A 12032-nucleotide genomic window follows, 5' to 3' on the forward strand; every position below is an offset into this window, starting at 1 on the left:
CGCGCAGCGCTGCCGGGTCCGGCAAAGCGATGGGTCAAGCATGCAAAGGGTTGATTTTCTCGGCGTCGATGCCGTACTGGCTGATCGCCTGCGCCACCTGGGCCAACGGCAGCTCGCCCTGCTCGCTCAAGGCTTTCAACGCGGCCAGCACGATGTAGTGGCGGTTGACCTCGAAGTGCTGGCGCAGTTGGCTGCGAAAGTCGCTGCGGCCAAAACCGTCTGTGCCCAGCACCTGGTAGCTGCGACCCTGGGGGATGAAGGGCCGAATCTGCTCGGCGTAGTTTTTCATGTAGTCGGTCGACGCCACCACCGGCCCGGGGTGGCTTGCCAGTTGCTGCGCCACAAACGACAGCCGCGCCGGCTGCAGCGGGTGCAGCAGATTCCAGCGCTCGCAGTCCTGGCCCTCACGCGCCAGCTCGTTCAAGCTCGGGCAGCTCCAGACGTCGGCTGCCACGCCCCAATCTGTTGCCAGCAGCTCCTGTGCCGCCAGCGCTTCGCGCAAGATCGAACCCGAACCGAGCAACTGCACGCGTGGCGCGCCAGCCATGGGGGCGCCGGGCTGGCACAGGTACATGCCTTTGATGATTTGCTCTTCGGTGCCGGCTTGCAGGCCGGGCATGGCGTAGTTTTCATTCAGCAGCGTGAGGTAGTAAAACACGTTGTCCTGTTGCTCGACCATGCGCTTCAAGCCGTGGTGCAGGATCACGCCGACTTCGTGCGCAAAGCTCGGGTCGTAGCTGATGCAGTTGGGAATGGTGCTGGCCAGTATGTGGCTGTGGCCGTCTTCGTGCTGCAAGCCTTCGCCATTGAGCGTCGTGCGCCCGGAGGTGCCGCCGAGCAAAAAACCGCGCGCCTGCATGTCGCCCGCCGCCCAAGCCAGGTCCCCGATGCGCTGAAAGCCGAACATCGAGTAATAGACGTAGAACGGCAGCATGATGCGGTTGCTGGTGCTGTAGGAAGTCGCCGCCGCGATCCAACTGCTCATGCCACCAGCCTCGTTGATGCCTTCTTGCAGAATCTGGCCCGCCTTGTCTTCGCGGTAGTACATGACCTGGTCTTTGTCGACCGGGGTGTACTGCTGACCCGCCGGGTTGTAGATGCCGATTTGACGGAACAAGCCCTCCATGCCGAAGGTGCGTGCCTCGTCCACCAGAATCGGCACCACGCGCGCGCCCAGCACCGGATCGCGCAGCAACTGGGTCAGAAAGCGCACATAGGCCTGCGTGGTGCTAATCTCGCGCCCGGCGGCGGTGGGTTCGAGCACCGCCTTGAAGGTCTGCAGCGGCGGCACACCCAGGCGCTCGTCGGCCTTGACGCGGCGCTGTGGCAAATAGCCGCCCAGGGCTTGGCGTCGGGCGTGCAGGTAGCGCATCTCGGGCGTGTCGTCGGCCGGCTTGTAAAACGGCAGCGCCGCCAGTTCGCTATCGGGTATGGGCAGGTTGAAGCGGTCGCGAAAGGCCTTGATGTCCTCGTCGGTCAGCTTCTTGATCTGGTGCACGTTGTTTTTACCCTCGCCTGACTTGCCCATGCCGTAGCCCTTGACGGTCTTGATCAGCAGCACGCTGGGCTGACCTTTGTGCTGCACCGCGCGGTGGAATGCCGCATACACCTTGTGCGGGTCGTGACCGCCACGGCGCAGCGCCCATATTTCGTCGTCGCTCAGCTTGGCGACCAGCTCCAGCGCCTTGGGGTCGCGGCCAAAAAAATGCTGGCGCACATAGGCGCCGTCGTTGGCCTTGAATGACTGGTAGTCGCCGTCCAGCGTCTGCATCATGACCTTGCGCAAGGCGCCGTCCTTGTCGCGCGCCAGCAGCGGATCCCAGTTGCTGCCCCAGATCAGTTTGATGACATTCCAGCCCGAGCCGCGAAACTCGCCTTCGAGCTCCTGAATGATCTTGCCGTTGCCGCGCACCGGGCCGTCGAGCCGCTGCAGGTTGCAGTTGACGATGAAAATCAGGTTGTCCAACTGTTCGCGCGCCGCCAGGCTGATGGCGCCGAGCGACTCGACCTCGTCCATTTCACCGTCGCCGCAGAACACCCAGACCTTGCGGTTTTCGGTATTGGCGATGCCACGCGCGTGCAGATATTTCAAGAAGCGCGCCTGGTAGATCGCCATCAGCGGCCCCAGTCCCATGGAGACGGTGGGGAATTGCCAGAATTCGGGCATCAGTTTGGGGTGCGGGTAGCTCGAGAGGCCGCGTCCGCTGACCTCCTGGCGAAAGTTGAGTAGCTGCTCCTCGCTCAGGCGGCCTTCCAAAAAGGCGCGGGCGTAAATGCCCGGTGCCACATGACCCTGAATGTAGAGACAGTCACCGCCATGCTGCTCACTCTCAGCGTGCCAGAAGTGGTTGAAGCCTGCCCCCAGCATGTGTGCCAGCGAGGCAAACGAGCCGATGTGGCCGCCCAGATCGCCCCCGTCGGCCGGGTGGTGGCGGTTTGCCTTGACCACCATCGCCATCGCGTTCCAGCGCATGTAGGCGCGCAAACGCTCCTCGATCTCGATGTTGCCGGGACAGCGCTGCTCTTCGTCTGGCTCGATGGTGTTGACGTAGCCGGTGGTGGCAGAAAACGGCATGTCCACGCTGTGCTGACGCGCTTCTTCCAGCAACTGCTCGAGCAAAAAGTGTGCACGCTGCGGCCCTTCGCGCTCGATCACCGCGACCAGCGCCTGCATCCATTCGCGGGTTTCCTGGGGGTCTGCGTCTGCGGCGCTGCGCTCAATCGGGGCGTCTGTTGCTGACATGTCAGTCTCCTGGTGTTTTGATCAAAGCTTACGACGGCAATACCTGTCACAGACTTTGATTCTTTCATGGATTCCATAAAATTTCAATATGTGCTTTCATTTTTTGCATTGCAAAATTTTTAGGTCAGATAAACCAAGCGCCTCATCGCCGCCCCATCAGCAAGGCAGCCCGAAACCGGTACTGCCGTAGACTAGGCAAATGGCAAAACACCGAACCGTTCAAACCGAGTCTGGCGCCCGGCGCTGAGGCGCCGCTCCCGATGGAATGGGCGATGTGCCGGCGCCTCAATGAGGCGCGAACGCCGTTGTGCAAACCTATTCTGAACTTGTCATGGATGTGTTGACCGATTCCTTGACACCTCTGCGATCCGGGGCAAAAAAACTGCCCTTCTGGCAGCGCTGGTGGCAGCGGCAGTCGCCAACGCGGCAAGACCGCTTTGCCACCCTGGGGCCGTTGCTGGCGGTGCTGCTGTTTCTGTTGGCGATCGGGACCAGCATCAGCTATTTGCACGTTGAAGAGCTGAACCGGGAAAAAAACACGCTCACACATGACGTCGGCCATGCGCAGCAGCACCTGCGCTTTAGCCTGCTCGAGCGCCAGGAGCAACTCCTGGTGCTGGCACGCGCCATCGACGGCAAGGCCATGTCCAGCGCCGCTTTCGAACTGCACGCACAGGCGCTGTTGCGCTCACACCCGGAAGTGCTCGGCATCAGTTGGCTCGACGCGCAAGGCCAGGTGCTGTCCACGCAGGTCTCCGCGCGCGCACCAGTGGCCTTGCTGGGCGCCGATGGCGAAACGCCGACAGCCCTGGCTGGCGATGATTCATTCGAGCGCGCGCGTGCGCAGATGCAACCGGTTTACTCGCGCCCCGTGGGGTCGGCGTATGGCGGCAGTTTCGCGCTGCACCTGCCTTTGATGGCCCAGGGCCGCTTCGCCGGCAGCGTCATGGCGCTGTATTCGATCGATGGCCTGCTGCGCTTCGTCGTGCCGCCCGAGCTGATGGCGCGCTACGCGGTGGCGCTGCTCGACCAGCAGGGTCTGCTGTTGGCCGGCAATCTGCCCCCGCCCCAGACCGCGCCCTCGCTGCTGCCCTGGTCGGGTCAAACGCTGGAGCACCAAGTCGCGCTGGCACCCCTGGGCGAGAGCCTGGTGCTCAAAGCACAGGCTTATCGCCTGTCGCAAGATCTGGTGGGAAGCAGCTTTTTCTGGCTCAGCGGCGCACTCAGCGCGCTGACGGTCTGGATGCTGCTGGGCACCTGGCGTCACACACGCCGACGCGTGCAGGCGCAACAAGCCCTGGTGGCCGAGACCAATTTCCGCCGGGCGATGGAAAATTCCATGCCCACCGGCATGCGTGCGCTCGACTTGCAGGGTCGCATCACCTACGTCAATCCGGCGTTTTGCAGCATGACGAACTGGAGCGAAACCGAGCTGGTCGGTTGCACCGCTCCTTTTCCCTACTGGCCGCAAGAAGACATCGAGCAACTTAAGCAGCGCCTGCGCGAAGAGCTCAGCGGCCACGCGCCGAGCAGCGGCTTCGAGGTGCGCATAAAACGCCGCGACGCCAGCCTGTTCGATGCCCGCATGTACGTCTCGCCGCTGATCGACTCCCAGGGTCAGCAGACCGGCTGGATGACATCGATCACCGACATCACCGAGCCCAAGCGCATCCGCGAGCAGCTCAAAGCGTCGTACCAGCGTTTCACCACCGTGCTGGAGAGTCTGGATTCGGCGCTGTCGGTAGCGCCGCTGGGCAGCACCGAGCTGCTGTTTGCCAACAAGATGTACCGGCAGTGGTTTGGCGCGCAGGGCAGCGGGCACCGGCACCTGGTCGATCTGGCGGGCCACCATCCCGCACCCCATCCCGACGAGGTCGACGCGGTCGACGCTTTTGCGGGCTTGCCGACCGACGCACTGAACGACGCCGGGGTGACGAGCGCCGAGGTGTTCGTCAAAGAGATTGATCGCTGGCTGGAAGTGCGAACGCGCTACCTGACTTGGGTCGACGGTCGGCTGGCGCAGATGGTGATTGCCAGCGACATCACCCCGCGGCGCAGGGCCGAAGAACAGGCGCTGCGTCAAAACGAACGCGCCCAGACCGCCAGCCGCCTGATCACCATGGGCGAAATGGCTTCGAGCGTGGCGCACGAGCTCAACCAGCCGCTGACCGCCATCAGCAACTACTGCACCGGCATGATCTCGCGTCTGCAAGAGCAGCGCATCAGCCCGCCCGAATTGCTCGGTGCGCTGGAGAAAACCGCCCGCCAGGCACAACGGGCCGGGCAGATCGTGCAGCGCATTCGCGCTTTCGTCAAACGCAGCGAGCCCAACCCGACGCCGTCGGACGTCGAACAAATGGTCAACAACGCAATCGAGCTGGCCGGCATCGAGCTGCGGCGCCATCAGGTGCGGCTGTCGTCGTACGTGGCGGCACGGCTGCCCAGCCTGATGGTGGATCCGATTCTGATCGAACAGGTGTTGATCAACCTGCTCAAAAACGCCGGCGAAGCGATCGCCCAGGCGCAGCGCCCACCCGGGCAGCGCTACGTCGAACTGCGTGTGCTGCCACGTCGGCTGGACCAGCAGGAGGTGGTCGAATTTTCGGTGCGCGACACCGGCAGCGGCGTGCCAAGCGAACAGGTCGAGCGCGTCTACGAAGCGTTCTACAGCACCAAGAGCGAAGGCATGGGCATTGGTCTGAAGCTGTGCCGCAGCATCGTCGAGTCGCACCACGGCCGCATGCACATGCACAACATTTACAATGGCACGCTGGTGACGGGTTGTTGCTTCAGTTTCTGGATTCCGGTGCTTTCGCGGCTGCGCGCAAACGGCATGACAGACGATTCAGGCCCGCAGTCGTTGACGGATTCCGAAAGAGCGCCATGAGTTTGATTCCCAAAAAGGGCAACGTCTATGTGGTCGACGATGACGAGGCGGTGCGCGACTCCTTGCAATGGCTGCTCGAAGGCAAGGAATACCGGGTGCGCTGCTTTGAGTCTGCCGAGGCGTTTTTGAGCCGCTACGATCCGCGTGAGGTGGCCTGCTTGCTGGCCGACATCCGCATGACAGGCATGAGCGGCTTGGCGCTGCAAGAGCGCCTGATCGAGCGCCATTCACCGCTGCCTATCGTCTTCATCACCGGCCACGGCGACGTGCCGATGGCGGTTGATTCGATGAAAAAAGGCGCGCTCGACTTCATCCAGAAACCGTTCCAGGAAGCAACGCTGCTGGAGCTGGTCGAACGCATGCTCGAACACGCCCGGCTGGCCTTCTCGACCCAGCAGCAAACGGCCAGCCGCGAAGCCTTGCTGGCCCGACTCACCAGCCGCGAAGCCCAGGTGCTCGAGCGCATCGTCGCCGGGCGTCTGAACAAACAAATCGCCGATGACCTGGGCATCAGCATCAAAACGGTGGAGGCGCACCGCGCCAACATCATGGAAAAGCTGGCCGCCAACACGGTGGCCGACCTGCTGCGGGTGGCACTCGGACCACCCGCCGCCCGAACTTGATGCGGCCCGACGCCAGAATGAATCTGCCATGACCGCCCAACTGATAGACGGCAACGCCCTATCCCGCCAACTGCGTGCCGCTGTCAGCGAACGCGTGCAAGCCCTCAAGGCACGCGGCATCACGCCCGGCCTGGCGGTGCTGCTGGTGGGTGACAACCCGGCCTCTGCGGTCTACGTGCGCAACAAGGTCAAGGCCTGCGAAGACACCGGCATGCATTCGGTGCTGCAGACTTGGCCTGCCAGCCTGAGCGAGGCCGCGCTGCTGGAGCAGGTGGCAGCGCTGAACCAGGACGCCAGCGTGCACGGCATTCTGGTGCAACTGCCCTTGCCGCCGCAGATCGACACGCACAAAGTGATCGAGGCGATCTCAGCCGCCAAAGACGTGGACGGCTTTCACCTCGCCAGCGCCGGCGCCCTGATGACCGGCGCGCCCGGATTTTTGCCCTGCACGCCACACGGCTGCATGAAGATGCTGGAGGCCATTGGCTTTGATTTGCATGGCAAACACGCGGTGGTGATAGGCCGCAGCAACATCGTGGGCAAGCCCATGGCCTTGCTGCTGCTGCAGAAAAACGCCACTGTCACCATTTGTCACAGCGCCACGCCAGACCTCAAAGCCTTCACGCGCAACGCCGATGTGATCGTCGTCGCCGTCGGCAAGCGCAAGTTGCTGCGCGCCGACATGGTCAAACCCGGCGCGGTGGTGCTCGACGTCGGCATGAACCGCAACGAGGAAGGAAAACTTTGCGGTGACGTGGATTTTGCCAACGTGAAAGAAGTGGCCGGCTGGATCACGCCGGTACCAGGTGGGGTCGGCCCCATGACCATCAGCATGCTGCTGGTCAACACCCTGGAAGCGGCCGAGCGCCAAGCGCGCTGAGCAGGTGTTGGGACGCGCGCCGCACACACCCCAAGCCCCTTCGGGCTCGCTCAGATCCCTAGCAGCCACTGGATCAGGCTTTTCGCCAAAAAGCCCAGCATGCCAAAAGACAGCACCAGAAACAAAATGAAGCTCCCGAACTTGCCGGCCTTGGAGTCCAGCGCCAGCTTGAGGACGATGAACAGCATGTACAAGACAAACGCGCCGAGGCCGAAGGTCAGCCCGAACTGGGCGATTTGCGCTTCTGTAAAACCAAAAACAGTGTTTTCCATGGATTTGCAAGCGCGCGCTTTAGCACTGGCGCTGGGCCGTTGATGCGTGGTCGGATGGGCGGGCGCTCAAATCGCAGTAGGCGTGCCAGCTCGCGTGGGCCAGCCAGGGGACGATGACGATCAGGCCGATCAAAGCCGTCAGCATGCCCAGGCCCACCAGCAGGGCAATCAACACCGCCCACAACACCGCAGGGCCAGGGTGGTCGGCCACCGCGTGCCAGCTTGCCAGCAGTGCAGCGCTGATCGAAGCAGGCGTGTCAACCAGCATCGGCAAGGCCACCACGGTGGAGGCGAACACCGGTGCGGCAAGCAGCGCACCGAGCAACAGCCAGACCTCGAACAGGCCGAGTTCGCGCACCAGCACCACGTGGTACAAAAAATCCATCGGCCGATGAATCGGCTCGGGTGACCACAGCGTGATCAGCGCCGCCGAAGTCAGCACCCAGCCGGTGCCGGCCAAGCCCAGCAGCAGGCCAAAGCGCAGCAAGCGGGGTTCGCCTGAACGCCAGAGTTGCAACACGGCAGCGATGCCGATGCGCTGACCTTGGCTGCGGGAGCGACTGATCTGGAGCAGCCCGCAGACCAAAATCGGCGCCACGATCAGAAAACCAGAGAAAGCACCCGCCAGCAACCAGAATTCGTCGCCCGCCTGCCACAGAAGCAAGCCGCCAAAGGCCGCCAGCAGCAGGCCGTGCAGCAGACCGGGCAGCGGGTTGCTGCGCAAGTCGGCCCAGCCGCGCGCCAGCCAGCACAGCGGCGAACGCAGCGTGACAGCCGCACGCGGGGCGCAAGAAGGGGTTGGCCGCTCGTTCATGCAAAGGCTCCAAGAAATGAAAACCAGGTCGGCGCAGACGGCTCAACGACAGCCGTGGCCCGGATGGGCATCGGACCACGGCACACCCATCAGCCCCCCGCTTGCACCAAGGTCTTAGTGTAAGGGTGCTCGGGCGCGTGCAGCAGGCGCTGCACCGGGCCGCGTTCGACCACCTGCCCGTCCTTCATCACCAGCACCTCGTGCGCCATGGCGGCGATGACGTCGATGTCGTGCGTGATCAGCAAATAACTCAATTCACGCTCGCGCTGCAAGCGCTGCAACAAGGCCAACACCTGCTTTTGCACCGTCACGTCCAGCGCGCTGGTGGGCTCGTCGAGCACCAGCAACTGCGGCCCGACGATCAGCGCACGCGCAATTGCCAGCCGCTGGCGCTGGCCGCCGGAGAATTCGTGCGGGTAGCGCTGCAACCAGTCGCCGCCGTGGCGCGGGTCATCGACCAGGCCGACGTCAGCCAGTGCGGCCAGCACCTGCGCACGCCGCTGCGCCAGACTGAGTTCAGGCCGGTGCACCAGCAGCCCTTCAGCGACGATTTGCTCGACCGTCATGCGCGGCGAGAGCGAGGAAAACGGGTCTTGAAACACCACCTGGATGCGCTGGCGCAGCGCGCGGTCTTGGCGGCGGCGGCGCGCGCTGGCCCAATCGGTGCCCACCACCTGCAGGCTGCCCTGGTGCGCCAGCAAGCCAAGCACAGCCAGCGCCAGGGTGGACTTGCCCGAGCCCGATTCGCCGATGATGCCCAGCGTCTGACCCGGCTGCAGCGCCAGCTCGAGCCCTTGCACGGCGACAAACTCGCTTTTTTTCAACCAACCGCGCCAGCCCGGGCGCGGCACCGGGTAGCACACGCGCAGCGCCTGCGCCTGCAACACCGGCGCCGTGGCCGGCGCAGCGCAAACGCGCTCGGCCAGGTCGCGCTCGGGTTTGCTGGCCAGCAGCATCTGGGTGTAGGGGTGTTGCGGCGCGGCAAACACCTGCGCCACCGCGCCCTGCTCGACCAGGTGGCCGCGCTCGAGCACCGCCACCCGGTCGGCGAAGCGGCGCACCAGATTCAGGTCGTGCGTGATCAGCAGCACCGCCATGCCGTGCTGGCGCTGCAGGTTGGCCAGCAGTTCCAGCATCTGGCCGCGCAGGCTGACGTCGAGCGCGGTGGTCGGCTCGTCGGCCAGCAGCAGCTTGGGGCTGCTGGCCAGCGCCATGGCGATCATGGCGCGCTGGCGCTGGCCGCCGCTGAGCTGGTGCGGGTAGGCGCCGGCGCGGCGTGCCGGTTCGGTTATGCCGGTGCTGGCCAGCAGCTCGACCGTGGCGGCTTGGGCCTGGGCCGCGCTCAGCCCTTTTTTCAGTTGCAGCACCTCGGCGATCTGATTGCCCACCGGATACAAGGGGTTGAGTGCGGTCATCGGCTCCTGGAAAATGACTGCCACCTCGGCGCCGCGCACGCCGCGCAACTGGCGCTCGCTCATTTGCAGCAGGTCGCGCCCCTGCAATACGGCCTGACCGGATACGCTGGCCTCTGGCACCAGGCGCAGCAGCGACAGGGCTGAGACCGTCTTGCCCGATCCCGATTCGCCCACCAGCGCGAGCTTTTCACCCGCCGCCAGCGAGAAGTCGATGCCGTGCACGACTTCCTGCGCGCCGAAGGCGACGCGCAGGTTTTTCACCTCCAGCAGCGGCGCGCTCATCGATCGGCCTTGCGCGGATCGAGTGCGTCGCGCAGCGCATCACCCATGAAGGTCAACAACAACAGCGTGCTCACCAGCACCGCGAAGGTGAAGATGGAAATCCACCAGGCGTCGATGTTGTTCTTGCCCTGACTGAGCAGCTCTCCGAGCGAGGGCGTTCCCGGCGGCACACCCAGACCCAGGAAGTCGAGCGAAGTCAGCGCCAAAATGGCCGCACTCATGCGAAACGGCAAAAACGTCACCACCGGGGTCAGGCTGTTGGGCAGCACGTGACGCCAGATGATTTGCGCGTTGGACAAGCCCATGGCACGCGCGGCGCGCACGTAGTCGAGCTGGCGGTTGCGCAAAAACTCGGCGCGCACGTAGTCAGACAGCCCCATCCAGCCAAACAGGCTGAGCAAGATCAGCAGCAGGCTGACGCTGGGGGCAAAAATGGCAGAAAAAATGATGAGCAAATACAGCTCGGGCATGGAGCCCCAGACTTCGATGAAGCGCTGGAACAGCAAATCGACCCGACCCCCAAAAAAGCCCTGAATCGCCCCGGTGATGACGCCTAGCAGCACGCCGATGGCGGTCAGCGCCAGTGCAAACAGCACGCTGACGCGAAAGCCGTAAATCAGTTGCGCCAGCAGGTCGCGCCCGCGGTCGTCGGTACCGAGCCAGTTCTGCGCGCTCGGTGGCGCCGGGTTGGGCGAAGCGGCAAAGTAGTTCAGCGTCTTCGCACCATAGGGGTTGAGCGTGAAGATGGCCCAGTTGTCGCCGCGGCTGATTTGTTCGCGTATGAAGGGGTCGTGAAAGTCGGTCGGGGTTTCAAAGTCGCCGCCGAACACGGTTTCCGGGTAGTCGCGCAGCATGGGAAAGTGCAACTGCCCCTCATAGCGCAGCAGCAGCGGCCGGTCATTGGAGAGCAGCTCGGCAAACAGGCTCAGCAGCACCAGCGCGGCAAACGCCAGCAAGCTCCAGTAGCCCAGGCGGTTGCGCTTGAAGCGCTGCCAGGCGCGCGCCCAGGGGCCCAGTGAACGTGGGGCGGCAGACGCGCTCATGCTCGATCAAACCTCACGCGCGGGTCGACCCAGACGTAGCACAAGTCAGAGATCAATTTGGTGAACAGGCCGATCAGGGTGAAAAAGAACAGCGTGCCCAGCACCACCGGGTAGTCGCGCCGGATCACGCTCTCAAAGCTCAGCAGGCCCAGGCCGTCGAGCGAAAACAAGGTTTCGATCAGCAGCGAACCCGCAAAAAAGGCGCCAATGAAGGCGGCCGGAAAACCGGTCACGATCGGGATCAGCGCGTTGCGAAAGACGTGCTTGTACAACACCTGGCGTTCGCTCAAGCCCTTGGCGCGCGCCGTCATCACGTACTGCTTGCGAATTTCTTCCAGAAAGGCATTTTTGGTCAGCATGGTGGTAACGGCAAAACTGCCCAGCACCATGGCGGTGACGGGCAGCGTGATGTGCCACAAGTAGTCGACGATGCGCGCGCCCCAGCTCAGCTCTTCCCAGTTGGCCGAGGTCAGGCCGCGCAGCGGAAACCATTCGAGTTGCCCGCCAAAAATCACCAGCAACGCCACGCCCAGCACGAAACCGGGAATGGCGTAGCCGACCAACACCAGCAGCGTGGTGACGAAGTCAAAGCGCGAACCCGCTCGCACCGCCTTGGCCACGCCCAGCGGCACCGCCACCAGGTAGCTGATGAGAAAAGTCCACAGGCCCAGGCTGATCGAGACCGGCAGCTTTTCGATGATGAGTTCGGACACCGACTTGTTGTGAAAAAAACTGGTGCCCAGGTCGAAGCGGGCGAACTGGCCCAGCATCAGCACAAAGCGCTCGTGCGCTGGTTTGTCAAAGCCGTACAGCGCCTTGATTTCCAGCAGCCGCTGCGGATCGACGCCTTGTGCGCCGCGGTAGATCGGGCCGCCTTCGGCACCGCCGGCCAGTCCGGCGCGGGCCTCGGCCAGGTACTGGTCGACCGGCCCGCCGGGCACGAACTGAATCACCACGAAGGTGACCAGCAAGACCCCGAACAGCGTCGGAATCATCAGCAGCAAGCGCTTGAGGATGTAAAACCACATGCCCGGTTTGTACCCGATCTCAGTTGCGGCGCCGGGCCGTGCGCA

The 12032-nt window shown here is 63.7% G+C and carries 9 protein-coding genes; 3 read left to right on the plus strand and 6 right to left on the minus strand.

Features of this window, described 5'->3' with window-relative positions; translation table 11 throughout:
• Positions 1–34: 34 nt before the first annotated feature.
• The gene (gene aceE / locus EST26_RS04900) at positions 35–2743 is read right to left on the minus strand and encodes a pyruvate dehydrogenase (acetyl-transferring), homodimeric type (protein WP_291065773.1); all 2709 of its coding nucleotides are present in this window, start codon (positions 2741–2743) and stop codon (positions 35–37) included.
• A 331-nt stretch (positions 2744–3074) separates the two neighbouring features.
• Here aceE and EST26_RS04905 point away from each other — a divergent pair, with 331 nt between their 5' ends.
• From EST26_RS04905 to folD, 3 genes are read left to right on the plus strand one after another with little or no spacing between them, the layout of a single operon-like run.
• Complete coding sequence (locus EST26_RS04905; protein ID WP_291065774.1) at positions 3075–5630, plus strand: PAS domain S-box protein; 2556 nt, start codon at positions 3075–3077, stop codon at positions 5628–5630.
• Positions 5627–6253 carry a response regulator transcription factor gene (locus EST26_RS04910; protein ID WP_291065775.1) on the plus strand — a complete coding sequence of 209 codons (627 nt, stop codon included), beginning with the start codon at positions 5627–5629 and terminating at the stop codon, positions 6251–6253. Before EST26_RS04905 ends, EST26_RS04910 begins: the two co-directional genes overlap by 4 nt.
• 28 nt (positions 6254–6281) lie before the next feature.
• Positions 6282–7133, plus strand: coding sequence for a bifunctional methylenetetrahydrofolate dehydrogenase/methenyltetrahydrofolate cyclohydrolase FolD (gene folD, locus EST26_RS04915; RefSeq protein WP_291065776.1), 852 nt, complete (start codon positions 6282–6284; stop codon positions 7131–7133).
• Between the two features lie 50 nt (positions 7134–7183).
• Here the strand turns inward: folD and EST26_RS04920 are convergent, their stop codons facing one another.
• From EST26_RS04920 to EST26_RS04940, 5 genes are all read right to left on the minus strand, one after another.
• A complete protein-coding gene (locus tag EST26_RS04920) occupies positions 7184–7405 on the minus strand; it encodes a DUF2788 domain-containing protein (protein WP_291065777.1) in 222 nt (73 codons plus the stop codon).
• A gap of 19 nt (positions 7406–7424) precedes the next feature.
• On the minus strand, positions 7425–8219 hold the full coding sequence (locus EST26_RS04925) for a DUF2189 domain-containing protein (RefSeq protein WP_291065778.1): 795 nt from the start codon (positions 8217–8219) through the stop codon (positions 7425–7427).
• A gap of 89 nt (positions 8220–8308) precedes the next feature.
• The gene (locus tag EST26_RS04930; protein WP_291065779.1) at positions 8309–9916 is read right to left on the minus strand and encodes a dipeptide ABC transporter ATP-binding protein; all 1608 of its coding nucleotides are present in this window, start codon (positions 9914–9916) and stop codon (positions 8309–8311) included.
• Positions 9913–10959 carry an ABC transporter permease gene (locus tag EST26_RS04935; protein ID WP_291065780.1) on the minus strand — a complete coding sequence of 349 codons (1047 nt, stop codon included), beginning with the start codon at positions 10957–10959 and terminating at the stop codon, positions 9913–9915. The genes EST26_RS04930 and EST26_RS04935 overlap by 4 nt, the downstream gene beginning before the upstream one ends.
• Complete coding sequence (locus EST26_RS04940; protein ID WP_291065781.1) at positions 10956–11987, minus strand: ABC transporter permease subunit; 1032 nt, start codon at positions 11985–11987, stop codon at positions 10956–10958. The genes EST26_RS04935 and EST26_RS04940 overlap by 4 nt, the downstream gene beginning before the upstream one ends.
• Positions 11988–12032 lie beyond the last annotated feature (45 nt).

The organism is Hydrogenophaga sp. (genome assembly GCF_014773545.1).
In the GTDB taxonomy this organism is placed as follows: domain Bacteria; phylum Pseudomonadota; class Gammaproteobacteria; order Burkholderiales; family Burkholderiaceae_C; genus Hydrogenophaga.

Coding starts and splice junctions, on each gene's coding strand:
- EST26_RS04920 (WP_291065777.1), bottom strand. CDS start 7,405: ATGGAAAACACTGTTTTTGGTTTTACAGAAGCGCAAATCGCCCAGTTC.
- EST26_RS04910 (WP_291065775.1), top strand. CDS start 5,627: ATGAGTTTGATTCCCAAAAAGGGCAACGTCTATGTGGTCGACGATGAC.
- EST26_RS04930 (WP_291065779.1), bottom strand. CDS start 9,916: ATGAGCGCGCCGCTGCTGGAGGTGAAAAACCTGCGCGTCGCCTTCGGC.
- EST26_RS04925 (WP_291065778.1), bottom strand. CDS start 8,219: ATGAACGAGCGGCCAACCCCTTCTTGCGCCCCGCGTGCGGCTGTCACG.
- EST26_RS04935 (WP_291065780.1), bottom strand. CDS start 10,959: ATGAGCGCGTCTGCCGCCCCACGTTCACTGGGCCCCTGGGCGCGCGCC.
- folD (WP_291065776.1), top strand. CDS start 6,282: ATGACCGCCCAACTGATAGACGGCAACGCCCTATCCCGCCAACTGCGT.
- EST26_RS04905 (WP_291065774.1), top strand. CDS start 3,075: ATGGATGTGTTGACCGATTCCTTGACACCTCTGCGATCCGGGGCAAAA.
- aceE (WP_291065773.1), bottom strand. CDS start 2,743: ATGTCAGCAACAGACGCCCCGATTGAGCGCAGCGCCGCAGACGCAGAC.
- EST26_RS04940 (WP_291065781.1), bottom strand. CDS start 11,987: ATGTGGTTTTACATCCTCAAGCGCTTGCTGCTGATGATTCCGACGCTG.